This is a genomic window from Pseudomonas sp. NFACC51 (genome assembly GCF_900103575.1).
In the GTDB taxonomy this organism is placed as follows: domain Bacteria; phylum Pseudomonadota; class Gammaproteobacteria; order Pseudomonadales; family Pseudomonadaceae; genus Aquipseudomonas; species Aquipseudomonas fluorescens_Q.
In genome coordinates this window covers 192,776-216,332 of record NZ_FMXH01000001.1, presented here as the reverse complement: position 1 = coordinate 216,332, position 23,557 = coordinate 192,776, and the positions used below count along the sequence as shown (strand labels likewise).

Below are 23,557 nucleotides of genomic sequence, written 5' to 3'. Positions count from 1 at the left end.
CGCCCGGTTGTAGTGAGAATCTGTGTCGAGGCAGGTCTCCTGGCTGACGGCGGGCCAATCTTTCGACTGGCAATTGCTGCGCCTTCCCGTGCGCCCGTTTAAATAAGGGCATGCACAGTGGCCTTGCAGAAACAGCACCGTTCACAGTTGCGGGGGCAGCCGCGGCTTGGACCGCGTTCCCTTCTTAGCTCCGGCACGTGCCGAAGAACCTCGAAGGCGCAAGGCTACGCAGGGTGTGGGGGCGGGTCAATCTCCGCAAGTAAGATGCAGGATGCTGTTGTGGCGAGGGAGCTTGCTCCCGCTCGGTTGCGCAGCGACCGTAAAGAGCCGGGGGCCGCTGCGCTGCCCAGCGGGAGCAAGCTCCCTCGCCACAACAGCCCGCTCGTCGGCCCTTGTACATTGACGCCCCGCCCCTCCCCATGCTCTCCTGTGCGCCTAGTTACGGGTGCCCTTCACAGGGTGAAACGGGAAACCGGTGAATCGTGCGCTTTACTCCAAGGCCACGTCAGTCCGGTGCTGCCCCCGCAACGGTAAGCGAGCGAAGCGTCTGAACCACTGTGTCCCAGGACATGGGAAGGTGACGCTTGCAGGCCAGGCGCAAGCCCCGCCCCTCGCGAGCCCGGAGACCGGCCCATGACTCATGCACCAACAACCCGCGGTGGGCGGGCGCTGTTCGAATCCTGGCGGGCCTTCGCCTGGGGTTTCATTGCGCTCGAATCACCCACTGAACAAGAACAGAGGGAAGCGCCATGTCGACCATCAGCAGCACCGCCCGCACCGCCAGTAGCACCACCACCCTGAGCCAACGCCTGAGCGCCGCGATCTTCGCTTCGATCCTGGGTGCGAGCCTGGTCTATTTTGCCGGGTTCTCTCACATCGAAGCGGTCCACAACGCCGCCCACGATACCCGTCACAGCGCCGCATTCCCTTGCCATTGAGACCTGACGCCATGATCAAGCGTATCGCGCAGACCGCTGGTTTCAGCGGCTTGCTGGCCGCCCTGCTGCTGACCCTGCTGCAAAGTTTCTGGGTATCGCCGCTGATTCTCCAGGCGGAAACCTTCGAGAAGGCCCCGGCGACCGAGGCCCATGAACACGCCGACGGGGCGGCTCATACCCATGATGCCGAGGCCTGGGAGCCGGAAGACGGTTGGCAGCGCGTACTGTCCACCACTGGCGGCAACCTGGTGGTCGCCGTGGGTTTTGCCCTGATGCTGGCGGGCCTGTACACCTTGCGCGCACCGACTCGCACGTCCCAAGGCCTGCTCTGGGGCCTGGCCGGTTATGCCACTTTCGTCTTGGCGCCGACGCTTGGCCTGCCGCCGGAACTGCCTGGTACCGCAGCGGCCGACCTGGCCCAACGGCAGATGTGGTGGATCGGCACCGCGGCGTCCACGGCGGTGGGCATCGCCCTGATCGCCTTCGGCAAGCATTGGCTGCTCAAGTTGCTGGGCGTGGCGACGTTGCTGGTGCCCCATGTCATCGGTGCACCGCAGCCTGAAGTCCACTCGATGCTGGCGCCCGAAGCGCTTGAAACGCAATTCAAGATCGCCTCGCAAGTGACCAACGTCGCGTTCTGGCTGGCCCTGGGCCTGATCAGCACATGGCTGTTTCGCCGTGACGGCCAAGCCCGCCACGACGCATGAGCAACGGGCCGATACTGGTGGTCGGCCTTGGCTGCCAACGCGGTTGCCCGGCCAGCACGTTACGGGCATTGCTCGACCAGACGCTGTTGGCCCACGGCATTGCGCTTGATCACGTGCGGGCCCTGGCCAGCATCGATCTCAAGCGTGACGAGTCGGGCTTGCTGGAATTGGCCAGGCAACTGGCGCTGCCGCTGACCTGCTTCAGTGCCCAGCAGTTGGCCGGTTATCAGGATCGACTCAGTCACCGCTCCGAAATTGCCTTCGAACGCACCGGCTGCTACGGCGTCGCCGAAAGCGCGGCCCTGGCCCTGGCCGACCAGCTAGGCACGAAGCCCGCAACCCTGCTGATTTCCCGCCAAAAGGCCCCCAGCGTCACGTTGGCATTGGCGCTCGTGTCGTAAATCCCGATAATTCGCCCTCAGGATCATGAGCGATCTTCATCTGGGCGACGCTCACCCACCTTTCACAGGAGCCGGTCATGACCGTTTACTTCATCGGCGCCGGCCCCGGCGACCCGGATCTCATTACCGTCAAAGGCCAGCGACTGATCCGCCACTGCGCGGTGATCATCTACGCCGGTTCCTTGGTACCAACCGCCGTCCTTGAAGGCCATTGTGCCGAACAGGTGATCAACAGCGCCGAGCTGCATCTGGAACAGATCATCGAATTGATCAAGAGCGCCCATCTCAAGGGGCAGGACGTGGCCCGGGTGCATTCCGGCGACCCAAGCCTGTACGGCGCCATTGGCGAGCAGATTCGTTGCCTGCGGGAACTGGGCATCCCTTTCGAAATCATCCCGGGCGTGACCGCGACCTCAGCCTGTGCTGCTTTGCTGGGTGCAGAACTGACCTTGCCGGACATCTCCCAGAGCCTGATCCTCACCCGTTACGCCGATAAATCCCCGATGCCAGCAGGGGAAGAACTGGGCAACCTGGCACAGCACGGGGCGACCATGGCGATTCACCTGGGGGTCAATCACCTGGAAAAGATCATCGACGAACTGCGGCCCCACTACGGCGCCGACTGCCCGATTGCGGTGATCCACCGGGCAACATGGCCGGATCAGGATTGGGTGCTGGGTACACTGGCAGATATCGCCGAGAAGGTGCAGGCCAAGGGTTTCCGCCGAACGGCGCTGATCCTGGTGGGGCGTGTGCTGGGCAATGACGTGTTCAGCGAATCATCGCTGTACCGTGCCGGGCATGCGCATCTCTACCGCCCTTGACGCAACCGGCTGGAGCCAACCCGAGTCCCCTGTGGGTCCAGGCTGACGACTGAAACTATTGTGGCGAGGGAGCTTGCTCCCGCTGGACCGCGAAGCGGTCCCCCTGCAACTCATATGCCCATCACGAAGAGCACATCGGTTGCCTTGCGATTGCTTCGCAATCGAGCGGGAGCAAGCTCCCTCGCCACAGCGAACACCTATCAGTAGTAGGCGTTTTCTTTCTGGGTATGGTCGGTCACGTCGCGTACGCCCTTGAGCTCCGGAATGCGCTCGAGCAAGGTGCGCTCGATGCCTTCCTTCAAGGTGACGTCAGCCTGGCCGCAGCCCTGGCAGCCGCCGCCGAACTGGAGCACGGCGATGCCGTCTTCCACCACGTCGATCAGCGAAACCTGGCCGCCGTGGCTGGCCAGCCCCGGGTTGATTTCGGTTTGCAGATAGTAATTGATGCGCTCGTTGACCGGGCTGTCGGCATTGACCATCGGCACCTTGGCGTTTGGCGCCTTGATGGTCAGTTGGCCACCCATGCGGTCAGTGGCGTAGTCGACCACCGCATCGTCCAGGAAGGCTTCGCTGAACGAGTCGATGTACGCGGTGAAGCTCTTGAGCCCCAGCGCGGTGTCTTCGGGTTTTTCTTCCCCCGGCTTGCAGTAGGCAATGCACGTCTCAGCGTACTGGGTGCCGGGCTGGGTGATAAAGATGCGGATCCCGATACCTGGGGTGTTCTGCTTGGACAGCAGGTCGGCCAGGTAATCGTGGGCGGCATCGGTAATGGTAATGGCGGTCATGGAAACTCCTCGCAGGCTTGCCGGCAGTTTACGCCAATCATCGCGCCGGACAAAGTCCCAGTATTTTTGTCAGGAAAGCGTCCGGCGGCACGGAGTTTGCCGCCGGAGCTGTCGATCAGAGGTTCTGGTAGCGATTCATGTCCAACACGCCGCTTTCCAGGGGCTCCGTCTCCTGGATGTACTGGCTCAGGTCGTGGAAGTAGTACCAGAACTGCGGGTGGCTGCGACGAATGCCCCAGCGCTCGACAATCCGCTCGAACGCCGGTGCATCCTGGGCGCCTTGCATGGCCTCGACGAATGCCGGCACTTGCCCGGCCGGAATGTTGAACATGAAGTTCGGATAGCTGCTGAGCACGCCCGGGTAGACCGTGAGTGTGTCCAGCCCCGGCTGGTATCGCGCCTCCTCGCCCAGCAGGAACGCCACGTTGCTGTGGGCTCGGTTGCGCAGCAGGCTGTAGATTTCACGATGACCACTGGCGGTTTCGACGCGCAGCAGAGTCGCTTCCGGCAGTTGGTCGATCACCTTGAGCCCCGCCGCAGGGCGCGACACCAGCCGACTGAGGGCCTGTTCGGCGTTTTGCAGCGCCGGGTCGATGTTCGGGCGCGAGCAGTAGGCGCCGTCGCAGCGGTTGATCGGATCGGGGCGGGCATTCAGCTCGCCGTACCGGGCCAGCAGTTGCTGGGTGAAATCGCCCTTGGGGTCGCGCTCATCAAGCTTGAGGGCGGTCGGTTTGTCATCGTCGATGGCCTCGTAATCGAGCCACATCTTGAATTTGCCGCCGGCCTGGTACCAGTCGTCAAGATAGCCTTCCCGGGAGTCGGCCGGCATCAGGCGCAGGAAGTTCTGCTCCGCACCGTTGCGGATCAGATCGAAATACAGCCGGGTCTGGGCCTGGTGGGACACGTTGCCGAATACATCGAAGTTCACCGCCAATTGGTAATAGGTGCGCTCCAGCAACGGGAAGTCGAACAGCCACATCGTCTGCGGCACTTCGCCGATCAAGCCCTTGTTGACCGAGGCACTGTCGAAGTGCCGGAAAATGCTCAGCAATGCATTGTCATTCCCGGCCCACAGCGTCGACCAACTCGGCGCCGGCGCATCGGCATAGACGTCGCGGCGCAAGGCTTCGTACTCGTTGCGCTTGTCCCGGTAGTCGAGCCACAGGCTGAGGACGCTGCCCACGTCGTCGTTCTGCCCCGGCATTGCCAGCAGCGGCGTGGCCTGGCCGCGGTAGTTCGGATCTGTAATATACAGGTCATGTTCGGGGGCCTGGAACAGCGCCCAGAAATTGTCGCGGATCACGTCCGTGGCAATCTGGCCCCGGCACACCGGCCCGCGAATGAAGGTGCGCACAAAATACTCGGCGTTATCGAGCATGAACTGGTAGCGAGCCTGGGCCGGGATCGCTTCGAAGGTGGAAAATGGATTGGCCCGGCGCTCCGGACCGTAGCCCGGCAACGCGGTCACCTGCCATTTGCCGCTGTAGAACAGGCTCTTGATGCGCCCCATCTTCGCCGCGCTCAAGCCGTAGGTGATGTGGGTCTTGTGCACGATCACCCCTTGCACCGGCCAGAGCCGGTAATAGACGCGGGTGCCAGGGTCATCATTCGGACGGCGGGTATTGATCAGGTCGATCGGCTGCCCGGTGGGCGTGCGCGAACGGACCCACTGGAAGAAATGCCCCGGCTCGCCGTCCTTGAAATAGATGTGCGCCAGGAACCAGTGCTCGAACAACCAGCGGCCCACCAGGCTTTCCCGGGCGCCAGGGGCGTTGAGCAGGTTTTCCCATTGCACCACCTGCAAGGCTTCGGCGGCACTCGGGGCCAGGGCCTGCTGATCGATGGGGGCGCCTGCGGCCAGCCAGCGTTGCAGGGTCTGGTATTGCTGGTCGGTCAGGCCGGTGACGGCCAGGGGCATGCCTTCCTTGGGATGGGCGCCGGCGTATTCGTTGAATTGATCCGGCATCGCGCAGCTGTTTTCGCGATTGAGGCCCAGCACGATCTCTTCCGGCAGCTTGGCGTTGGGCTGCAACGGCGTGCGATGGCCCAACTCCAGCATGCGCGCCATCAGGGCAGCCTGGCTGCCTTGGGCATCGAGCACCGAATAGAAGCCCTTGCGCTGCCAGGCGCGCTGGCCGGAGGCGTCATAGAACAAGCGGGTCGGCTCGGCCGCCTGGCGCCGCTCGCCGTCGTACACCGACAGCTTGCTCGCGCCCCGCGCCGCGCCTTCGCCGCTGCCCAGGTTCAACTGGCAAGCGGAGTCGTAGCAGGCATGGCAGGCCACGCATTTTTCCGTGAAGATCGGCTGGATGTCGCGGGTGTAGGAGATCGCTGGAGCGCGGCTCCCGGCGGCTGCGGTAAAACACAACAGCAGCAACAGACTGCCGAATAAGACGCGGTACGGCATGTCTCGGGTCCCTAAGAGATAGTCCGGCGATTCTACCGGGCCAGCATCGCCTTGCAAACATGAGCGATATTCATGCAAAAGCCCATCATGATCAAATCCTGCACAGGTTTGCTATCATCCTGGCCTTCGTAATGGTCTTTTTTTCCAGGTAGTCCTATGTCCGATCGCAGCGCTCGCCTTTATCTTCTCCAGCAAGCCCTCAAGGAGCGCATCCTGATCCTCGACGGCGGCATGGGCACGATGATCCAGAGCTACAAGCTCGAAGAGCAGGACTACCGTGGCAAGCGTTTCGCCGACTGGCCGAGCGACGTCAAGGGCAACAACGACCTGCTGGTGCTGAGCCGCCCGGACGTGATCGGCGCCATCGAAAAAGCCTACCTGGATGCTGGCGCCGACATCCTGGAAACCAACACCTTCAACGCCACCCAGGTGTCCCAGGCCGACTACGGCATGCAAGGCCTGGCCTACGAGCTGAACCTGGAAGGCGCGCGCCTGGCCCGTAAAGTGGCTGACGCCAAGACCCTGGAAACCCCGGACAAGCCACGTTTCGTTGCCGGCGTACTCGGCCCGACCAGCCGCACCTGCTCGCTGTCGCCGGACGTGAACAACCCCGGCTACCGCAACGTGACCTTCGACGAACTGGTGGAGAACTACACCGAGGCCACCAAGGGCCTGATCGAAGGCGGTGCCGACCTGATCCTGATCGAAACCATTTTCGACACGCTCAATGCCAAGGCAGCGATTTTCGCCGTGCAGGGTGTTTATGAAGCGTTGGGCGTCGAACTGCCGATCATGATCTCCGGCACCATCACCGATGCGTCCGGTCGTACCCTGTCCGGCCAGACCACCGAAGCCTTCTGGAACTCCGTGGCCCACGCCAAGCCGATTTCCGTGGGCTTGAACTGCGCCCTCGGCGCTAGCGAGCTGCGCCCGTACCTGGAAGAGCTGTCGAACAAGGCCAACACCCATGTCTCGGCGCACCCGAACGCCGGCCTGCCCAACGAATTCGGTGAATACGACGAATTGCCGGCCGAGACCGCCAAAGTCATCGAGGAATTCGCCCAGAGCGGCTTCCTGAACATCGTCGGCGGTTGCTGCGGCACCACCCCGGCGCACATCGAAGCCATCGCCAAGGCCGTGGCCGGCTATGCCCCGCGACCGATTCCAGAGATTCCCCGGGCCTGCCGCCTGTCGGGCCTGGAACCGTTCACCATCGATCGCAGCTCGCTGTTCGTCAACGTCGGCGAGCGGACCAACATTACCGGTTCCGCCAAGTTCGCCCGGTTGATCCGCGAGGACAACTACACCGAAGCGCTGGAAGTGGCACTGCAGCAGGTCGAGGCCGGCGCCCAGGTGATCGACATCAACATGGACGAGGGCATGCTCGATTCGAAGAAGGCCATGGTGACCTTCCTCAATCTGATTGCCGGCGAACCGGACATCTCCCGCGTGCCGATCATGATCGACTCCTCCAAGTGGGAAGTGATCGAGGCCGGCCTCAAGTGCATCCAGGGCAAGGGCATCGTCAACTCCATCAGCATGAAGGAAGGCGTCGAGCAGTTCATCCATCACGCCAAGCTGTGCAAGCGCTACGGCGCCGCCGTGGTGGTGATGGCGTTCGACGAAGCCGGCCAGGCCGACACCGAGGCGCGCAAGAAGGAAATCTGCAAGCGCTCCTATGACATCCTGGTCAATGAAGTCGGCTTCCCGCCGGAAGACATCATTTTCGACCCGAACATCTTCGCCGTCGCCACCGGTATCGAAGAGCACAACAACTATGCCGTGGATTTCATCAACGCCTGCGCCTACATCCGCGACGAACTGCCCTACGCGCTGACCTCCGGCGGCGTGTCCAACGTGTCCTTCTCGTTCCGAGGCAACAACCCGGTGCGCGAGGCGATCCACTCGGTGTTCCTGCTGTATGCGATCCGCGCGGGCCTGACCATGGGCATCGTCAACGCCGGCCAACTGGAGATCTACGACCAGATCCCGGTGGAACTGCGCGACGCCGTGGAAGACGTGATCCTCAACCGTACCCCCGAAGGCACCGACGCCCTCCTCGCCATCGCCGACAAGTACAAGGGCGACGGCAGCGTCAAGGAAGCGGAAACCGAGGAATGGCGCGGCTGGGAAGTGAACAAGCGCCTGGAACATGCCCTGGTCAAGGGCATCACCACCCACATCGTCGAAGACACCGAAGAATCGCGACTGTCGTTCGCCCGACCGATCGAGGTCATTGAAGGCCCACTGATGGCCGGCATGAACATCGTCGGCGACCTGTTTGGCGCCGGTAAGATGTTCCTGCCCCAGGTGGTGAAATCCGCCCGGGTGATGAAGCAGGCGGTGGCCCACCTGATTCCGTTCATCGAGGCGGAAAAAGGCGACAAGCCGGAAGCCAAGGGCAAGATCCTGATGGCCACGGTCAAGGGCGACGTGCATGACATCGGCAAGAACATCGTCGGCGTGGTGCTCGGTTGCAACGGCTATGACATCGTCGACCTGGGCGTGATGGTGCCGGCGGAGAAGATCCTGCAGGTAGCCAAGGAACAGAAGTGCGACATCATCGGCCTGTCCGGCCTGATCACCCCGTCCCTGGATGAAATGGTGCATGTGGCGCGGGAGATGCAACGCCAGGATTTCCACCTGCCGCTGATGATTGGCGGGGCCACCACCTCCAAGGCCCACACGGCGGTAAAGATCGAGCCCAAGTACAGCAACGACGCGGTGATCTACGTCACCGATGCCTCCCGTGCCGTGGGCGTGGCGACCCAGTTGCTGTCCAAGGAACTCAAGCCGGCTTTCGTCGAGAAAACCCGCCTGGACTACATGGACGTGCGCGAGCGCACATCCAACCGCAGCGCTCGGACCGAACGCCTGAGCTATGCAGCGGCCATCGCCAAGAAGCCGCAGTTCGACTGGAGCAGCTACCAGCCGGTCAAGCCGACCTTCACCGGCGCCAAGGTGCTGGATAACATCGACCTGAACGTCCTGGCCGAATACATCGACTGGACGCCGTTCTTCATTTCCTGGGACCTGGCCGGCAAGTACCCACGCATCCTCACCGACGAAGTGGTCGGCGAAGCCGCCACCGCACTGTACGCCGATGCCCGGGCCATGCTGCGCAAGCTGATCGACGAGAAACTCATCAGCGCTCGCGCGGTGTTCGGCTTCTGGCCGGCCAACCAGGTGCATGACGACGACCTGGAAGTCTACGGTGACGACGGCAAGCCCTTGGCGCGCCTGCACCACCTGCGCCAACAGATCATCAAGACCGACGGCAAGCCCAACTTCTCCCTGGCCGACTTCGTCGCGCCCAAGGACAGCGGCGTGACCGATTACGTCGGCGGTTTCATCACCACCGCCGGCATCGGCGCCGAAGAAGTCGCCAAGGCCTATCAGGAGGCCGGCGACGACTACAACTCGATCATGGTCAAGGCCCTCGCCGACCGTCTGGCCGAGGCCTGCGCCGAATGGTTGCACCAGCAAGTGCGCAAAAATTATTGGGGCTACGCCCAGGACGAGAGCCTGGACAACGACGCCCTGATCAAGGAGCAATACACCGGCATCCGCCCTGCCCCCGGTTACCCGGCCTGCCCGGACCACACCGAGAAAGCCACCCTGTTCCGCCTGCTCGATCCCGAGGCCAGCGAACTGAAGGCCGGACGCAGCGGCGTGTTCCTCACCGAACACTACGCCATGTTCCCGGCAGCGGCGGTCAGCGGCTGGTACTTCGCCCATCCCCAGGCGCAGTACTTTGCGGTGGGCAAGATCGATAAGGATCAGGTGCAGAGTTATACCGCGCGCAAGGGTCAGGAGTTGAGTGTGACGGAGCGTTGGTTATCGCCTAATTTGGGGTATGACAGCTGATATAAGATCTTGGCCCAAACAGACCGCAGCCTTCGTCAACTGCATGGATACATAATCCTGTCGTTGCCGAAGGCTGCGATTTTCAGGACTCAACTGTCGTCTTTCGAAAGCCCAGCAGCGCTTCCAACGCAAAACACCGCGATAAAATACTGACGCCACCGCTTTATTTACTTCTTCACCGAGACAATTATATTTATCGGTTCCTTCCAATCGGAATTAGCCCTTCGAGCCTCCAACTGCAACAATCCATTATAGTATCCCGCCGGAAGCGCTACGTTATCCCGAACATCGTATTGTATTTCAAGCCCAACCATGGGGCCGAGTGCTCCGAGAAAACGCTTACTGTTCATATGTTCCCGCCAACCATTTTCCTCTTGAACGCGAATCCCCCGTAACTTAACGACCACTTCATTACCTGCCGCATTGAACAACTTCACCCTCAGCATCGTGAACTTTTCATCTGTTCCTGGCTCCAGCTCTGTAGGACCCACATCGGCTGACAGAGCAACGATCCCGCCCATGTAAAGTCGCTCTATTCCAGGAATCCGGATGTAAGTAGACGCCTGATTATGGAGACCGCTGACGACCAGCATACGCAGACCTGGCAGTTCCGGCTTGTAACCCGTCAATCGCGCCGCACTCTCACGCCAGACGCGTGCCATGTCGGCCGTCCTTGCATTCCCTATCGGCAAGCCGTAAGTATCATTGACGGCAGGTGTCGAATAGTAGAGGGATCGACTGCCGGTACACATATTGGTTTTGGTTTTGCCGTTATTGTAGCCATAGTTGTAGTCCGAACCGTTTGCCTCTTCGCAATGGTCCCCTCCGACGTTATGCCCTATCTCATGGGTAAAAGTGGTGGGTGCATACCAGGCGCTGACGCTTGAATATCCACGAAAATAGGCTCTTCCCTGCTCTTGGTTGGTACCCGTCGCAATGGCTGCGTTCACATCGGTTTTGTACCGGTCCCGATAGGGGCTGAGAAGATCTTGCCAGTTGGTCAATCCCTCGTTGCTGGTATTGTAAGGCACATCAAAAACGCTGACGGCACCGAGTCGCAATGAAACTTCCCCGACGCGCGAGTTTCGTAAGCTGAGATTGACCATTTCAACCTGTGCAAGCGCGTGAGCAATGGGATCGACCTCCAGCTGATTCAGCGCATTGGCAGAATAAGCGAAGAGCATATCAATATAAGAGTGCCCGTCACTGGCCGTCTCCGGGCGACCAATATCTTCCTGTGGTTCGACCATATCGTTTTCCAACAAGTCTTCAGCTGGCTCGGCAATGAATGTAAGGCGCCCCTGGGGGTCAACTTTTAACAAGCCATGCTTATCGGGCTCGTTGACAATCCCAACGACCGCCCCCTCCGGAGACCGAACCACCACCAGCGAGCCTGCCTTCCCATCACGGGCATACAAATTGCCACTTTCAATCGTATAGCCCTGCTCAACGTGTATCGCCGAACGTTCAAAGCGGGCATCGCCAATCGCATTGGCATAAACACTCGCCGACGTCGGTTGAGGTGTGTTCTCTTGGCTTTCGGTTGCCGCATTGCTTACCGGCAACCCCAAGAGGAAAACCAGCGTAGCCGTAGCACAACGGTAAAAAACCGTGGCCGTGAACGAGCTTCGGACGTTCATGGCTAATATCTCCGTGGGTGACAGGAGTCATCAGCGTGATCCAATCCCACCGGGACGGATACTGACAGAAGTACCAGTAGCGACACGGGTCAGGAAGGCTTAGGTTGACTGATTTTCTGTCTGCCAAGGCGTTGGGGGAAAACCGGGCGCCAGAGATCCATGACTGAGGCCACCGCGGATCGAGATCTTTTGTCTATGCTTGTCCCACACACATGACAGACGAGGGATTTATGGACGATCCAACCGATAATAAGCCACCCACTCTGTTGCAAATGCTGCACAGCGTGGGGGCGGCGGCCTTTGGCGTGCAAAGCGGGAAAAACCGCGCCCGGGACTTTACCCATGGAAAGCCGAGTCACTTCGTGATCCTCGGCATCCTGTTTACGGTCATTTTCGGGTTGACGTTGTATGGGATCGTTAATTTGGTGTTGTACTTTGCGGGTGTGTGAACACTTAGTATCCACAGATCATTATGGACAGCTTGCCTGCAATCCGGGCCGAGGCTAGCGACGCCCCAGCCCATCGAGCGAAAAGGCATAGCGCTCGCCATCCGGGCGAGACACCAGGCTGAAGCGCTTGAAATCCAGGCGATAGTCCTTGGCAGGATCCATGTTCAGCCACGCTCGAGCGCGGGCCGGATCGAGCGATTGCATCAGGTCGATCTGCTGGTTGTAGCCGCCATGACGCGCGAGGTCAGTGCCCCGGGCGTGATCATGGAGTAGCACCATGGCCCACCCTCCCAAGCTGAAGTGTCCGGTGAACAGCACGCTCAAGCGCCCGTCGATGCGGGCCTGGAGCGCCGCCCTGGAACTGTTCATGGCGCTGAACAACACATCCTTGCCTGGCTGGCGCCCCGCCTCCTCGAACGCCTGCATGGCGCCCAGGGCCATCTCATCGTTGGCGGACCACACCAGCGCGGTCTGCGGATACCGCTTGGCCAGTTGGCTGGCCTGCTCGTAGGAGCGCTCGCGATTCCACTCGCCATAGACCAACTGGCGCAGGTGTACCTGTGGATGCTCGGCCAGCGCCCGGTACAGACCTTTCTCACGCAGTTGCGCCGAAGGCGTGGACTTCTTTCCGGAAAATGCCAACAGGTCGAGGGTTTGCCCAGGCGCCAGCGGCCCATGCTGGCGCAACAGCTCGGTGAGCATCAGGTAGCCACTGCGCTCGTCGTCGGGCACCAGGCTGCCAAGCAGTTCGGGAGGCGGCGCGCCTTGCTGTGCCAGCAGGCGGGTCTGGTCGCTGGTCAGCGTGTTGTTCACCAGGAACAGCTTGATCCCGCTACCCTGGGCCAATTGCAGGATGCGCGGGGCAACATACTGTTCGTTCACCAGCACAAGGTAGTCCGGACGGTCAACCGACGTGATGACGTCTTGAGCCTGGCGGATCATGCGCTCGGGATCGCGCTCGGCGTACTCCACGCGCAGGCGCAACCCCAAGCCATTAGCCGCGGCCTGCATGAACTCGCTATAGCTGACCCAGAACGTCTCGGTCGAACGCCCCGGATTGAGGAACACCACCGAAGTCGCAGCCCTCACCTGGGCTGAAGGAGAAACAGCGCCGGCGGCGTGCACCGGTAACCAGAATGACAGGCATAACAACGCTACCAGCCTGCAGATAAACTTAAACATCCCGCCCGCCCTGAATAATACGCCACCCAGTATAACGACCCGGGTGGCGAACGGGCACATGAACGCGAGACCTTCATGTAGCTGGCAACGGCTCGAACCTATTGATGACTGACCCAGAACACTGCGGTGCCCACCACCAGGATAATCAGGAACAAAATGGCCCAGGCATCAACGGTACTGTCGCTTTTCCTTGCTTTGGTCGGATTGCTCATTGCATCGCCTCTTGTCGGTTTTGTAGGTGATTGCATAGGGACTCGACCACAGTTAAGACGATGATTGCCCGCACGACAAATGTGGGTTAGGCAATAATCAATCTCATTAGTCGATTTGGTTCTTTACATATACTCAAACATCACTTTTGCGCATAACTCAAAACAGGTATCTTGCACCGGCTCCTCTAGGAGTGCGCGGCCGTGCGCGCAGAATTGCCGAGGCAGAACCCGATTCCAGCGAGCCAACATGCAGCTGTTTCTGATCGGCCCAAGCCTGAGACCGAGACTTATATGTACGTATATGACGAGTACGATCAGCGGATCATCGAGGACCGCGTCAAGCAGTTCCGTGATCAGACCCGACGCTATCTGGCAGGCGAGCTGAGCGAAGAAGAATTCCGCCCTCTGCGCTTGCAGAATGGCCTGTATATCCAGCGCTTCGCCCCGATGCTGCGGGTGGCTGTGCCTTATGGCCAGCTGACTTCGCGCCAGGTGCGCAAGCTGGCGCAAATCGCCCGCGACTACGACAAGGGCTACGCCCACATCAGTACCCGGCAGAACGTCCAGTACAACTGGCCAGCCCTGGAAGATGTGCCCGAGATCCTCGCCGAACTGGCCACCGTGCAGATGCACGCGATCCAGACCAGCGGCAACTGCCTGCGCAACGTCACCACCGACCAGTTCGCCGGTGTCGCAGCCGACGAGTTGATCGACCCGCGCCCGTGGTGCGAGATTGTCCGCCAGTGGACGACGTTCCACCCGGAATTCGCCTACCTGCCACGCAAGTTCAAGATCGCCATCAACGGCTCGACCTCTGACCGTGCGGCCATCGAAGTCCACGACATTGGCCTGGAGACGGTCTACAACGCGGCCGGCGAGTTGGGCTTCCGTGTACTGGTGGGCGGTGGCCTGGGGCGTACGCCGGTGGTCGGCGCGTTCATCAACGAGTTCCTGCCGTGGCAGGACCTGCTGAGCTATCTCGACGCCATCCTGCGGGTATACAACCGCTACGGCCGTCGCGACAACAAATACAAGGCGCGGATCAAGATCCTGGTCAAGGCCCTCACGCCTGAAGTGTTCGCCGAGAAGGTCGAAGCCGAGATGGCTCACCTGCGTGGCGGCCAGACCACCCTGACCGAAGCAGAAGTCCACCGTGTGGCCAAGCATTTCGTCGATCCAGACTACAAAGTCCTGAGCAACCAGAACGCCGAGCTGGCTGCCCTCGACAAGGAACACCCTGGCTTCGCCCGCTGGCGCACCCGCAATACCCTGGCCCACAAGAAGCCGGGTTATGTCGCGGTGACCCTGTCCCTGAAGCCAACCGGCGTCGCGCCGGGCGACATCACCGACAAGCAACTGGACGCCGTGGCCGACCTGGCCGAGCGCTACAGCTTCGGCCAACTGCGCACCTCCCATGAGCAGAACATCATCCTGGCGGACGTTGAACAGAGCCAGTTGTTCACCCTCTGGGGCGAGTTGCGCGAGCAAGGTTTCGCCACCCCGAACATCGGCCTGCTGACCGACATGATCTGCTGCCCGGGCGGCGACTTCTGCTCCCTGGCCAACGCCAAGTCGATCCCTATCGCCGAATCGATCCAGCGTCGCTTCGACGACCTGGACTACCTGTTCGACATCGGCGAGCTGGACCTGAACATTTCCGGCTGCATGAACGCCTGTGGTCACCACCACGTCGGCCACATCGGCATCCTGGGCGTGGACAAGAAAGGCGAAGAGTTCTACCAGGTCTCCCTGGGCGGCAGCGGTAGCCGCGACGCCAGCCTGGGCAAGATCCTCGGCCCGTCGTTTGCCCAGGACGACATGCCTGACGTGATCGAGAAGCTGATCGACGTGTACATCGAACAACGTACCGAAGACGAGCGTTTCATCGACACTTACCAACGTATTGGCATCGACCTCTTCAAGGAACGCGTCTATGCAGCGAATCATTAAGAACAACGAGGTCATCGACGAAACCTGGCACCTGCTGCCCAAGGACGCGACCCTCGATGGCATCTCCAACTGTGACGACCTGATCGTGCCCCTGGCCTTGTGGCGCGATCATGCCCACGCCCTCAAGGCCCGCGACGGCGGCCTGGGCGTGTGGCTGGACGCCGACGAGGAAGCCGAGGAAATCGGCGAGGACGCCAACCAGTTGCAGGTCATCGCCCTGAACTTCCCGGCCTTCACCGACGGGCGCAGCTACTCCAACGCCCGCCTGCTACGTGAACGCTATGGTTTCAAGGGTGAATTGCGGGCGATTGGCGACGTACTGCGCGACCAGTTGTTCTACATGCGCCGCTGCGGCTTCGACGCCTTTGCCTTGCGTGCCGACAAAGACCCCTTTGAGGCCCTCGAAAGCCTCAAGGACTTCTCGGTGACCTACCAGGCTGCCACTGACGAACCGCTGCCGCTGTTCCGTCGTCGCTGAGACAGCCCTATGAAAAAGCCCTGAGCCGGGTGTACCGGTTCAGGGCTTTTTCATTTGATGGTCCTACCACCGTGGCGGCCCAGCCCGCTCCCACAGGGGCAGTGCGAGGGCGGGCTACGCGGATTACCAGAACCGCTGCTGGGTCAGGCGGCTCCACCAACTGAGCAGCACACGATCCACCGAACCGCTGGCCGCCATGCCGATGCGTTCCTGCAGGCTTTTGCGTTCGGCGTAGTGCAGGTGGTACAGCTCGGCACCCTTGGCGCGTTCGGCCAGGTATTCATCGCTGGTTTTCAGCTCGTCCACCAAGCCCTTGCCCTGCGCCGCGACACCCAACCAGACCTCACCGGTCGCCACTTCATCGATGGCCAGTTGCGGGCGGTAGTTGGACACGAAGTTCTTGAACAGCTCATGGGTAATGTCCAGGTCTTCCTGGAATTTCTCCCGGCCCTTCTCGGTATTTTCGCCGAACACCGTCAACGTGCGTTTGTATTCCCCGGCCGTCAACACTTCGAAATCGATGTCGTGTTTCTTCAGCAGCCGGTTGACGTTGGGCAATTGCGCGACGACGCCGATGGAACCCAGGATCGCGAAAGGAGCGCTGATGATCTTCTCGCCGATGCACGCCATCATGTAGCCACCGCTGGCCGCGACCTTGTCGATGCAGACCGTCAACGGCACGCCGGCCTGACGGATCCGCGCCAGTTGCGACGAGGCCAGGCCATAGCTGTGGACCATGCCGCCGCCACTTTCCAGGCGCAGCACTACTTCATCCTTCGGCGTCGCCAGGGTCAGCAGCGCAGTGATTTCATGACGCAGGCTCTCGGTGGCCGAGGCCTTGATGTCACCGTCGAAATCCAGCACGAACACCCGGGGCTTGGCCGCCGGTTTGTCCTTGTTTTTCTTCCCGGCCTTTTCAGCCTTGCCTTCGGCCTTGCGCAGCGCCTTGAGCTGATCCTTGTCCAGCAGCGTCTGTTCCAGGCGCTCACGTAGCTCCTTGTAGAAATCGTTGAGTTTGCTCACCTGCAACTGACCGGTCGACTTGCGCCGCCCCTTGCTGCGCAACGCAGCAAAACTGACCAGCACCACCAGAATGGCGATCACCAGCGTCACGGTCTTGGCCAGGAAACCGGCGTACTCGATGAAAAACTCCACAGCAACTCCTTAAATGCAATGTGCCACTGAACACAGGCGCGTAACGGTCCCAGCATACCCATGCGGCTGCGTCGCGACCAGTCATGAAACCGGTGGTTACGTTAACGCGAGCGAGGCAGGACAAGGCTGCAACGGGCATTTCAAACAAGCGTATGTTTTTTCATTGACAGCTCACCGCCATCCCCATAACCTCGCCAAACCTTCAACGTACCGGGATGACGCGGACGTGGGCAGTATCTATCTGATTCGACATGGCCAGGCCTCCTTTGGTGCGGACGACTACGATGTCCTTTCACCCAATGGCGTGCGCCAGGCGCAAGTGCTCGGCGGCCACCTGGCGGAGCTCGGTGTCGTGTTCGATCGCTGCCTCTCGGGTGACCTGCGTCGCCAACAGGATACCGCCATCGGCGCGCTGGAACAGATGTCCGCCGCCGGGTTACCGGTTCCCGGGCTGGAAACCGACACCGCGTTCAACGAGTTCGATGCCGACGCGGTCATTCGCGCCCTGCTGCCGGACATGCTTCCCCAGGAGCCCGAGGCGCTGCATATCCTGCGCAACGCTGCGCAGAACCGCGCCGAATTCCAGCGCATCTTCGCGCTGATCGTCGAACGCTGGCTCAGCGGCCAGTATGACCCGCCGGGCCTGGAAAGCTGGCTGGGTTTTGTCGAGCGGGTCCACGCGGGCCTGCAGCGCATCCTGGAGCAAGCCGACAACACCCACAAAATAGCCGTGTTCACCTCCGGCGGCACCATCACCGCCCTGCTCCACCTGATCACCCAGATACCGGCCCGACAGGCCTTCGAACTGAACTGGCAAATCGTCAACACCTCGCTCAACCACCTGAAATTCAGGGGCCGCGAGGTGGCCCTGGCTTCCTTCAACAGCCATGCCCACCTGCAACTGCTGAAGGCCCCGGACCTCATCACCTTTCGCTGAGTCCGGATTACTGTAGACCCTTGCTGTACCACCCAAATAAGGATCGAAACCATGACCTCCGTAGCCGACGCCGTACAAGCCATGAAAGCCAAGTTCAACCCAGCCGCCGCTGCCGGCCTGGATCTGGTATTCGGTTTCCGCATCGACGATACCAAGAATTTCTCGCTGGTCGTCAAGGACAACACCTGCGAACTGCAGGAAGGCGAAAACCCGGACGCCCAGGTGACCCTGGTGATGGACGGCGAAACCCTGCAAGGCATCGTCGACGGCAGCACCGACGGCATGCAAGCGTTCATGAGCGGCAAGCTGCGTACCGAAGGCGACATGATGCTGGCCATGAAACTGTCCGAGCTGTTCCCTGGCTGAGACTGCGCTCGCGTTCTTCGCGGGCCTCTGATTGCAAACGAATCCCGCCCCCGTGGCGGGATTCGTGTTTCTGCCCTGCGCTGATTCTGCCTTGCACTCACAACCTTGATCCCTGTCAGTTGTCGCTCCTCCCCCAGCCGCTAATGTAGCGCTTCCATCAAGCCAGGGACGGCTCATCGGGAGCCGGCGCCTGCTCATCTCACGGAAGAGAGACTCATGCCCACACTGAAGATCATTTTGCTGTCGAGTGCCTTCAACGGCTTGACCCAACGCGCCTGGCTGGACCTGCGCGAGGCCGGCTATCACCCCAGCGTCGTGCTGTTCACCGATCCGGCCTCGGTCTGCCGGCAAATCGAAGAAAGCCGCGCCCACCTGGTGATCTGCCCGTTTCTCAAGGACCGTGTACCCGAGCAGTTATGGCGCAATCCGCGGCGCCCGGTGGTGATCATTCATCCCGGAATTGTCGGCGACCGCGGCGCCAGCGCCCTGGACTGGGCGATCACTCGGCAGCCCGAGCGCTGGGGCGTCACGGCATTGCAGGCGGTAGAGGAAATGGACGCCGGGCCAGTCTGGGCCACGTGCGAATTCGACCTGCCCCAAGGCCTGCGCAAATCCGAGCTGTATAACGGCCCGGTCAGCGACGCCGCCATTCGTTGCATCCGCGAGGTCGTGGAGAAGTACCTTGACGGTTTCATCCCGGTGCCACTGGACTATGGCCGTCATGACGTGGTCGGACGCCTGCAACCGAACATGACCCAGGCCCATCGCACCTTCAGCTGGCACGACAGCAGCGCTTTCATCAAGCGCTGCATCGACGCGGCCGACGGTCAACCCGGCGTACTCGCGAGCCTGGCCGGCGAACAGTTTTACCTGTACGACGCCCATCCGGACGTTCGCCACGGCCTGCCCGGCGAACTGCTGGCCGTGCGTGACGATGCGGTGTTGGTGGCGACAGGGGATACAAGCCTGTGGATCGGCGCCCTGCGCCGCAAGCCGCAGCCCGGCGACCGGACCTTCAAGCGTCCGGCGCGCCATGTTTTGTCGAACCTCCTCGAAGGCGTCCCGGTGCTCGACGGTTCCCTGGCCCGCCAGCCGTTCAGCGATGAGTCTTATCAGCCCATTCGCTACCGGGAATGCGGCCATGTGGGAGAGCTGACGTTCGAGTTCTATAACGGAGCGATGAGCACTGAGCAATGCCAACGGCTGGTGGCGGCATTGCGCTGGGCCAAGTCCCGGGACACCCAGGTGCTGTTGATCCGCGGCGGGCGCGGCAGCTTTTCCAACGGCGTGCACCTGAACGTTATCCAGGCCGCCTCCGAACCCGGCCTGGAGGCCTGGGCCAACATACAGGCCATCGATGACGTTTGCCTTGAGTTGTTCAGCGCACGGCAACTGGTGGTCAGCGGTCTGACGGGTAACGCCGGGGCTGGCGGTGTGATGTTGGCTCTGGCGGCCGATATCGTGCTGGCGCGCCGTGACATCGTGCTCAACCCGCACTACGCGACCATGGGCCTGTACGGCTCTGAATACTGGACCTACAGCCTACCCCGCGCGGTCGGGCCGGACATGGCCTGGAAACTCACCCGGGACTGCCTGCCGATCAGCGCCCTCCAGGCGTTGCGCTACGGCATGGTCCAGGAGATCGGACCACGCTGCCCCGACGAGTTCGGCCTGTGGCTGCTGCAACGAGCCAACAGTGCGCTGCTCGATCCGAACTATGAAAGCATCCGGGTTCGCAAAGCCGAGCGGAGCCTGTCAGCGATCCAGGCGTGCCGCGAGGGTGAGCTCGCGCAGATGCGACATGACATGGTGGACAATCGCCACGGCTTCGCCGACAAGTGCCGTGGTTTCGTCTTCAAGCACAAGGCCTGCCGCACGCCAGAACGCCTGGTCGCCCCTTGGGCACGAACGGCACAGGTCCAAGCCGTCCAATAATGTCCGGTATCGGCGAGGCGCGGCAGCTCTTACAATGCCCGCTTCCCCCGTATCGGCCTGAACATGGACATCGATCTCGCCCGCACCTTCCTGGAAATCGTCCGCCACGGCAGCCTCGCTGCAGCGGCCGAAAAGCTGCACGTGACCCAGACGGCGATCACCGCCCGGGTCCAGAAGCTCGAAAGCCAGCTTGGCTGCGCGCTGTTCGTACGCAATCGTGCCGGCGCGCGCTTGACCAGCGACGGCGAGGCGTTTGTGGTCTATGCCAACCAGCTCGTGCAGACCTGGGAAGCGGCCCGTCGGGACCTGCCACTGCCCGAGGGCTATCGCAACGTCTTGCACCTGGGGGGCGAGGTCAGCCTGTGCAATCCCTTGATGCTCGCCTGGGCCGGCGAGCTGCGCCAGAAAATTCCCGGCCATGCCCTGCGCATGGACATCCGCGACGGCGAGAAACTGCTCCAACAGCTGGAGCTGGGTCTGCTGGACGCGGCAGTGGTCTATCAGCCCGAATACTGGCCGCGCCTGCAGGTAGAACAGCTGTTGGAAGAGAAACTCATCCTGGTACGCCTGGCCGCCCGTCCCGAGCCCTACGTGTACATCGACTGGAGTGCTGACTTCCGGCGCCAACACGACACCGCGCTACCGGACAAGGCCAAGGCCGCCGTGACCTTCAACCTCGGCCCCCTGGCCCTGCAGTACATCCTGGAAAACGGCGGCAGCGGCTACTTCCGCACCCGAGTCGTGCAGAGCTACCTGGACAGCGGCATCCTGGAACGGGTGCCCAAGGCACCGGAATTCAACTACCCCACCTACCTGGTCTACTCCCGCGATCGGGATTCAGCGGCGTTGCAGCAGGCATTCGAGGTATTGCGAGAGATCGTCAAGACCGGCAGCGACTGGTCGCAGCGTTGGGATCCACTGACCTGATAAATCCCCTTGCCACAAAAGTGTAAAACCTGCCAAAGCGTTTTTCCTGCTGCCCCGTGTCGAATGGTTTTGGGGCTGCTGCGCAGCCCAGCGGGAGCAAGCTCCCTCGCCACGGGTTCATTGAGTTTCGCCCTACACGTTCAGGGCCCTTCAAAAAGGGCCCCTCAGGCAGGCCAGCCTCACGGCTCCTTCAATTTGTCTGCAATCTTATCCTTGAGCAGCAAGCGTTTCTTCTTGAGCGTCTCCAGGACATCGTCGGACAGCCCCGGCGATGATGGTTTTTCAGCGTCAACGACCTCGGCATCAAGTTGGGAATATTTCTGAAGTAACGAGTCGAGCCTCGGATCCTCGCTGCGTTTTTGCTGGATGTGGTCTTTTGTGCAGTTCAGGTCCTGGCACAAATCGTGGGACACCGGCATGGAACACCTCCTTCAGTGGGTCGGTGGAAGACGCCTTTACAGCGCTCATCGATGATCAGGATGGCCTCGTCGACGGGGTTCTGTCGACCGCCAATCCGACCAGCGGTGACCGTTCGTCGTAACGCAATGCGCTCCAATCAAACCTTTGTCTGGCCCCCGCTCTCCATTGATCAGAGACGAAAAGAATCGCTCTTTCAACCTGTGTGGAGACTTACCTATGGACAGATTCACCCTGCGTCAACTCGGCCTGGCAATTGCCCTGAGTACCAGCATGGGCATGGCATGGGCCGCGACTTCCAACGACTTTGTCGATAACGCGGCGGCCGGTGGAATTGCAGAAATCGAGACCAGCAAACTGGCCTTGGAAAAAAGCCAATCGGCGGACATCAAGGCATTCGCCAACAAAATGATCACTGACCACACCAAGGCCAACGAAGAGCTGAAAGCCCTGGCGCAAAAACATGACATCAAGGTACCCGACGACACCACGTTGATGAAAAAAGCCAAGGCGAAGATTCTCGACGTGCGCGATGAGTCTTTTGATGCGGCCTATGCCAACAACCAGGTCAAGGCCCACGAAGAAACCATCGTCCTGTTCAAGAAAGAAGCCGAAACCGTTACCGACGATAAGAAGGCTGGCAATACCGAACTCAAGGCGTTCGCCCAGAAGATGCTGCCAGACCTGCAACATCACCTGGAAGAAGCCAAGAAACTGCAGGCTGCCCATCCGAGCAAGTAATCCTGAGGCACAGAATAAGGGCCGTCTTCATGAAGATGGCCTTATTCAACCCAAGTCCATCGGTGTTCATGGCTACCGCTGGTCAGCACTGTCATTTCTGACAGTAGAATATTGCAACCCACGCTCCTAGGGTCTTGCTCAAGACCATCCTGCTGATACAAGCATCCAACCTCTTGGGGCTTTGCAGTCGCAGGTGCCGCGAAGCAGGAGCCAAGTCATGAGCGATGAACCGGTGTTAACGCAAAGCGCTGGCGGTATCGCGGTGAAAATCGCCGCACTGCTGGGATGGTTCGCATTGATCCTCCAGCTCTACCTGATCCTGACTTCGCGCTGGCAGGGCGGCAAGAGCCTGTGGGGCGCAGTTGACATCTTCTTCAGTTATTTTACGGTGCTGACCAATATCCTGGTGGCAGTGGTGCTGACCTATGCGGCCACCTCAGGGGATTCGGCGCTGCGGCGATTCTTTCTCAAGCCCACGGTCCAAAGCGGCGTAGCCGCTGCCATCATACTCGTGGGGGTGGCGTACAACCTGCTGCTGCGCAATGTCTGGAACCCCCAGGGCTTGCAGTGGGTGGCCGATGAATTGCTGCATGACGTGATGCCGGTGCTGTTTGTGGTCTATTGGTGGTTCTGCGTGCCCAAGGGCACTTTGCAATGGCAAGATGTCTGGCCGTGGCTGATCTATCCGCTGGTCTATTTCATCTACGCCTTGGTGCGTGGTTACTTTGTCGGCGCCTACCCCTATCCCTTTATCGAAGTGGACACACTGGGTTACCCCCGGGTGTTCCTTAATGCGGTGATGGTACTGCTGGGATTCGTCGTGGTGTCTCTGGTGCTGATTGCCTTGGACCGCTGGAAAGGCAGGCACTGAGGCAGCCCAAGCGCCAAACGACTCATCAGCACCACTGTTCCGACAAATCGGGTTAGCGGTTAACCACCGTCGGTGTCGATATCCGCATCCGTGCTTTCGCCGGACTTCGGCCGATCTGGATCCGGCTCGAAGCCAGGGCTGAAGGTATTGTCGTTGTCCCGATGAAGATTCTTCTGATCGACCTCCGGGGCCGCGCTCTGGGCCTGGTCAGTCCCGGCGGGGCTGACGGGCTGGGTGTCCGATGAGTCCGCCGCAAGCTTGGGATCGATCGCCGGGTCATTGCGCGGGGACGGGGTTTGCGTCTGGCCTTGTTGCTGGGTGTTTGCGGGATCGTCGTTCATAGGCACCTCGTTCATGACAGGGCCGGA

21 protein-coding genes and 2 riboswitches are annotated in these 23,557 nt (G+C 60.9%); of the genes, 14 read left to right on the top strand and 7 right to left on the bottom strand.

Annotated features, from left to right (window positions below; translation table 11 throughout):
* Window positions 1-11 precede the first annotated feature (11 nt).
* Window positions 12-228: riboswitch (cobalamin riboswitch) on the bottom strand.
* A 198-nt stretch (window positions 229-426) separates the two neighbouring features.
* Window positions 427-650, top strand: a riboswitch (cobalamin riboswitch).
* Between the two features lie 99 nt (window positions 651-749).
* From BLT00_RS01015 to cobM, 4 genes are all read left to right on the top strand, one after another.
* A complete protein-coding gene (locus BLT00_RS01015; RefSeq protein ID WP_092145605.1) occupies window positions 750-938 on the top strand; it encodes a CbtB domain-containing protein in 189 nt (62 codons plus the stop codon).
* 11 nt (window positions 939-949) lie between these two features.
* Window positions 950-1,645, top strand: a complete 696-nt coding sequence (locus tag BLT00_RS01010; protein ID WP_092145603.1) for a CbtA family protein — start codon at window positions 950-952, stop codon at window positions 1,643-1,645.
* Complete coding sequence (locus BLT00_RS01005) at window positions 1,642-2,046, top strand: cobalamin biosynthesis protein (RefSeq protein ID WP_092145601.1); 405 nt, start codon at window positions 1,642-1,644, stop codon at window positions 2,044-2,046. Before BLT00_RS01010 ends, BLT00_RS01005 begins: the two co-directional genes overlap by 4 nt.
* Before the next feature lie 77 nt (window positions 2,047-2,123).
* Window positions 2,124-2,870: a precorrin-4 C(11)-methyltransferase gene (cobM, locus tag BLT00_RS01000; protein ID WP_092145599.1), complete on the top strand. Its 747-nt coding sequence runs from the start codon at window positions 2,124-2,126 to the stop codon at window positions 2,868-2,870.
* A 200-nt stretch (window positions 2,871-3,070) separates the two neighbouring features.
* On the opposite strand, the gene nfuA is transcribed toward cobM, so the two are convergent.
* Together nfuA and BLT00_RS00990 are read right to left on the bottom strand one after the other, a co-directional pair.
* Window positions 3,071-3,655 carry a Fe-S biogenesis protein NfuA gene (gene nfuA, locus BLT00_RS00995; RefSeq protein WP_003182850.1) on the bottom strand — a complete coding sequence of 195 codons (585 nt, stop codon included), beginning with the start codon at window positions 3,653-3,655 and terminating at the stop codon, window positions 3,071-3,073.
* Window positions 3,656-3,770: 115 nt separating this feature from the next.
* Complete coding sequence (locus BLT00_RS00990) at window positions 3,771-6,062, bottom strand: fatty acid cis/trans isomerase (protein ID WP_092145597.1); 2,292 nt, start codon at window positions 6,060-6,062, stop codon at window positions 3,771-3,773.
* 156 nt (window positions 6,063-6,218) lie between these two features.
* On the opposite strand from BLT00_RS00990, the gene metH reads away from it, so the two are divergent.
* Window positions 6,219-9,929, top strand: coding sequence for a methionine synthase (metH, locus tag BLT00_RS00985; RefSeq protein ID WP_092145595.1), 3,711 nt, complete (start codon window positions 6,219-6,221; stop codon window positions 9,927-9,929).
* 167 nt (window positions 9,930-10,096) lie between these two features.
* Here the strand turns inward: metH and BLT00_RS00980 are convergent, their stop codons facing one another.
* Window positions 10,097-11,569: a reprolysin-like metallopeptidase gene (locus BLT00_RS00980; protein ID WP_092145593.1), complete on the bottom strand. Its 1,473-nt coding sequence runs from the start codon at window positions 11,567-11,569 to the stop codon at window positions 10,097-10,099.
* A 230-nt stretch (window positions 11,570-11,799) separates the two neighbouring features.
* On the opposite strand from BLT00_RS00980, the gene BLT00_RS00975 reads away from it, so the two are divergent.
* Entirely contained in the window at window positions 11,800-12,018 is a 219-nt protein-coding gene (locus tag BLT00_RS00975; protein WP_072347696.1) for a DUF2970 domain-containing protein, read from the top strand.
* Between the two features lie 54 nt (window positions 12,019-12,072).
* On the opposite strand, the gene BLT00_RS00970 is transcribed toward BLT00_RS00975, so the two are convergent.
* On the bottom strand, window positions 12,073-13,200 hold the full coding sequence (locus BLT00_RS00970) for an ABC transporter substrate-binding protein (protein WP_072347617.1): 1,128 nt from the start codon (window positions 13,198-13,200) through the stop codon (window positions 12,073-12,075).
* A 503-nt stretch (window positions 13,201-13,703) separates the two neighbouring features.
* Here BLT00_RS00970 and BLT00_RS00965 point away from each other — a divergent pair.
* Both BLT00_RS00965 and BLT00_RS00960 read left to right on the top strand, forming a co-directional pair.
* Entirely contained in the window at window positions 13,704-15,362 is a 1,659-nt protein-coding gene (locus BLT00_RS00965; protein ID WP_092145591.1) for a nitrite/sulfite reductase, read from the top strand.
* Entirely contained in the window at window positions 15,346-15,840 is a 495-nt protein-coding gene (locus BLT00_RS00960) for a DUF934 domain-containing protein (protein ID WP_092145589.1), read from the top strand. The genes BLT00_RS00965 and BLT00_RS00960 overlap by 17 nt, the downstream gene beginning before the upstream one ends.
* A 123-nt stretch (window positions 15,841-15,963) precedes the next feature.
* On the opposite strand, the gene sohB is transcribed toward BLT00_RS00960, so the two are convergent.
* Entirely contained in the window at window positions 15,964-16,995 is a 1,032-nt protein-coding gene (gene sohB / locus BLT00_RS00955) for a protease SohB (protein WP_092145587.1), read from the bottom strand.
* A gap of 226 nt (window positions 16,996-17,221) precedes the next feature.
* Here sohB and BLT00_RS00950 point away from each other — a divergent pair, with 226 nt between their 5' ends.
* The 4 genes from BLT00_RS00950 (at window position 17,222) to BLT00_RS00935 (ending at window position 21,160) form a co-directional block, all read left to right on the top strand.
* The gene (locus BLT00_RS00950; protein ID WP_092145585.1) at window positions 17,222-17,932 is read left to right on the top strand and encodes a histidine phosphatase family protein; all 711 of its coding nucleotides are present in this window, start codon (window positions 17,222-17,224) and stop codon (window positions 17,930-17,932) included.
* A 51-nt stretch (window positions 17,933-17,983) separates the two neighbouring features.
* Window positions 17,984-18,298, top strand: coding sequence for an SCP2 sterol-binding domain-containing protein (locus BLT00_RS00945; protein WP_063322011.1), 315 nt, complete (start codon window positions 17,984-17,986; stop codon window positions 18,296-18,298).
* Between the two features lie 216 nt (window positions 18,299-18,514).
* Complete coding sequence (locus BLT00_RS00940; RefSeq protein ID WP_092145583.1) at window positions 18,515-20,233, top strand: hydrogenase maturation protein; 1,719 nt, start codon at window positions 18,515-18,517, stop codon at window positions 20,231-20,233.
* Between the two features lie 63 nt (window positions 20,234-20,296).
* A complete protein-coding gene (locus BLT00_RS00935) occupies window positions 20,297-21,160 on the top strand; it encodes a LysR family transcriptional regulator (protein ID WP_003200177.1) in 864 nt (287 codons plus the stop codon).
* Window positions 21,161-21,339: 179 nt separating this feature from the next.
* Here BLT00_RS00935 and BLT00_RS00930 read toward each other — a convergent pair whose 3' ends face one another.
* Window positions 21,340-21,579 (bottom strand): DUF465 domain-containing protein, encoded by a 240-nt coding sequence (locus BLT00_RS00930; RefSeq protein WP_072347631.1) that lies wholly within the window; start codon window positions 21,577-21,579, stop codon window positions 21,340-21,342.
* A 217-nt stretch (window positions 21,580-21,796) separates the two neighbouring features.
* On the opposite strand from BLT00_RS00930, the gene BLT00_RS00925 reads away from it, so the two are divergent.
* Both BLT00_RS00925 and BLT00_RS00920 read left to right on the top strand, forming a co-directional pair.
* Window positions 21,797-22,318 (top strand): DUF4142 domain-containing protein, encoded by a 522-nt coding sequence (locus BLT00_RS00925; protein WP_092145581.1) that lies wholly within the window; start codon window positions 21,797-21,799, stop codon window positions 22,316-22,318.
* Between the two features lie 217 nt (window positions 22,319-22,535).
* On the top strand, window positions 22,536-23,189 hold the full coding sequence (locus BLT00_RS00920; protein WP_092145579.1) for a Pr6Pr family membrane protein: 654 nt from the start codon (window positions 22,536-22,538) through the stop codon (window positions 23,187-23,189).
* 59 nt (window positions 23,190-23,248) lie between these two features.
* Here BLT00_RS00920 and BLT00_RS00915 read toward each other — a convergent pair whose 3' ends face one another.
* Window positions 23,249-23,530: a hypothetical protein gene (locus BLT00_RS00915; RefSeq protein ID WP_063322016.1), complete on the bottom strand. Its 282-nt coding sequence runs from the start codon at window positions 23,528-23,530 to the stop codon at window positions 23,249-23,251.
* Window positions 23,531-23,557: the final 27 nt, after the last annotated feature.

Coding starts and splice junctions, on each gene's coding strand:
- BLT00_RS00945 (WP_063322011.1), top strand. CDS start 17,984: ATGACCTCCGTAGCCGACGCCGTACAAGCCATGAAAGCCAAGTTCAAC.
- BLT00_RS00980 (WP_092145593.1), bottom strand. CDS start 11,569: ATGAACGTCCGAAGCTCGTTCACGGCCACGGTTTTTTACCGTTGTGCT.
- BLT00_RS00915 (WP_063322016.1), bottom strand. CDS start 23,530: ATGAACGACGATCCCGCAAACACCCAGCAACAAGGCCAGACGCAAACC.
- BLT00_RS00940 (WP_092145583.1), top strand. CDS start 18,515: ATGCCCACACTGAAGATCATTTTGCTGTCGAGTGCCTTCAACGGCTTG.
- BLT00_RS00920 (WP_092145579.1), top strand. CDS start 22,536: ATGAGCGATGAACCGGTGTTAACGCAAAGCGCTGGCGGTATCGCGGTG.
- BLT00_RS00935 (WP_003200177.1), top strand. CDS start 20,297: ATGGACATCGATCTCGCCCGCACCTTCCTGGAAATCGTCCGCCACGGC.
- BLT00_RS00970 (WP_072347617.1), bottom strand. CDS start 13,200: ATGTTTAAGTTTATCTGCAGGCTGGTAGCGTTGTTATGCCTGTCATTC.
- BLT00_RS00930 (WP_072347631.1), bottom strand. CDS start 21,579: ATGCCGGTGTCCCACGATTTGTGCCAGGACCTGAACTGCACAAAAGAC.
- BLT00_RS00960 (WP_092145589.1), top strand. CDS start 15,346: ATGCAGCGAATCATTAAGAACAACGAGGTCATCGACGAAACCTGGCAC.
- metH (WP_092145595.1), top strand. CDS start 6,219: ATGTCCGATCGCAGCGCTCGCCTTTATCTTCTCCAGCAAGCCCTCAAG.
- BLT00_RS00965 (WP_092145591.1), top strand. CDS start 13,704: ATGTACGTATATGACGAGTACGATCAGCGGATCATCGAGGACCGCGTC.
- BLT00_RS01005 (WP_092145601.1), top strand. CDS start 1,642: ATGAGCAACGGGCCGATACTGGTGGTCGGCCTTGGCTGCCAACGCGGT.
- cobM (WP_092145599.1), top strand. CDS start 2,124: ATGACCGTTTACTTCATCGGCGCCGGCCCCGGCGACCCGGATCTCATT.
- BLT00_RS00990 (WP_092145597.1), bottom strand. CDS start 6,062: ATGCCGTACCGCGTCTTATTCGGCAGTCTGTTGCTGCTGTTGTGTTTT.
- nfuA (WP_003182850.1), bottom strand. CDS start 3,655: ATGACCGCCATTACCATTACCGATGCCGCCCACGATTACCTGGCCGAC.
- BLT00_RS01010 (WP_092145603.1), top strand. CDS start 950: ATGATCAAGCGTATCGCGCAGACCGCTGGTTTCAGCGGCTTGCTGGCC.
- BLT00_RS01015 (WP_092145605.1), top strand. CDS start 750: ATGTCGACCATCAGCAGCACCGCCCGCACCGCCAGTAGCACCACCACC.
- BLT00_RS00975 (WP_072347696.1), top strand. CDS start 11,800: ATGGACGATCCAACCGATAATAAGCCACCCACTCTGTTGCAAATGCTG.
- BLT00_RS00925 (WP_092145581.1), top strand. CDS start 21,797: ATGGACAGATTCACCCTGCGTCAACTCGGCCTGGCAATTGCCCTGAGT.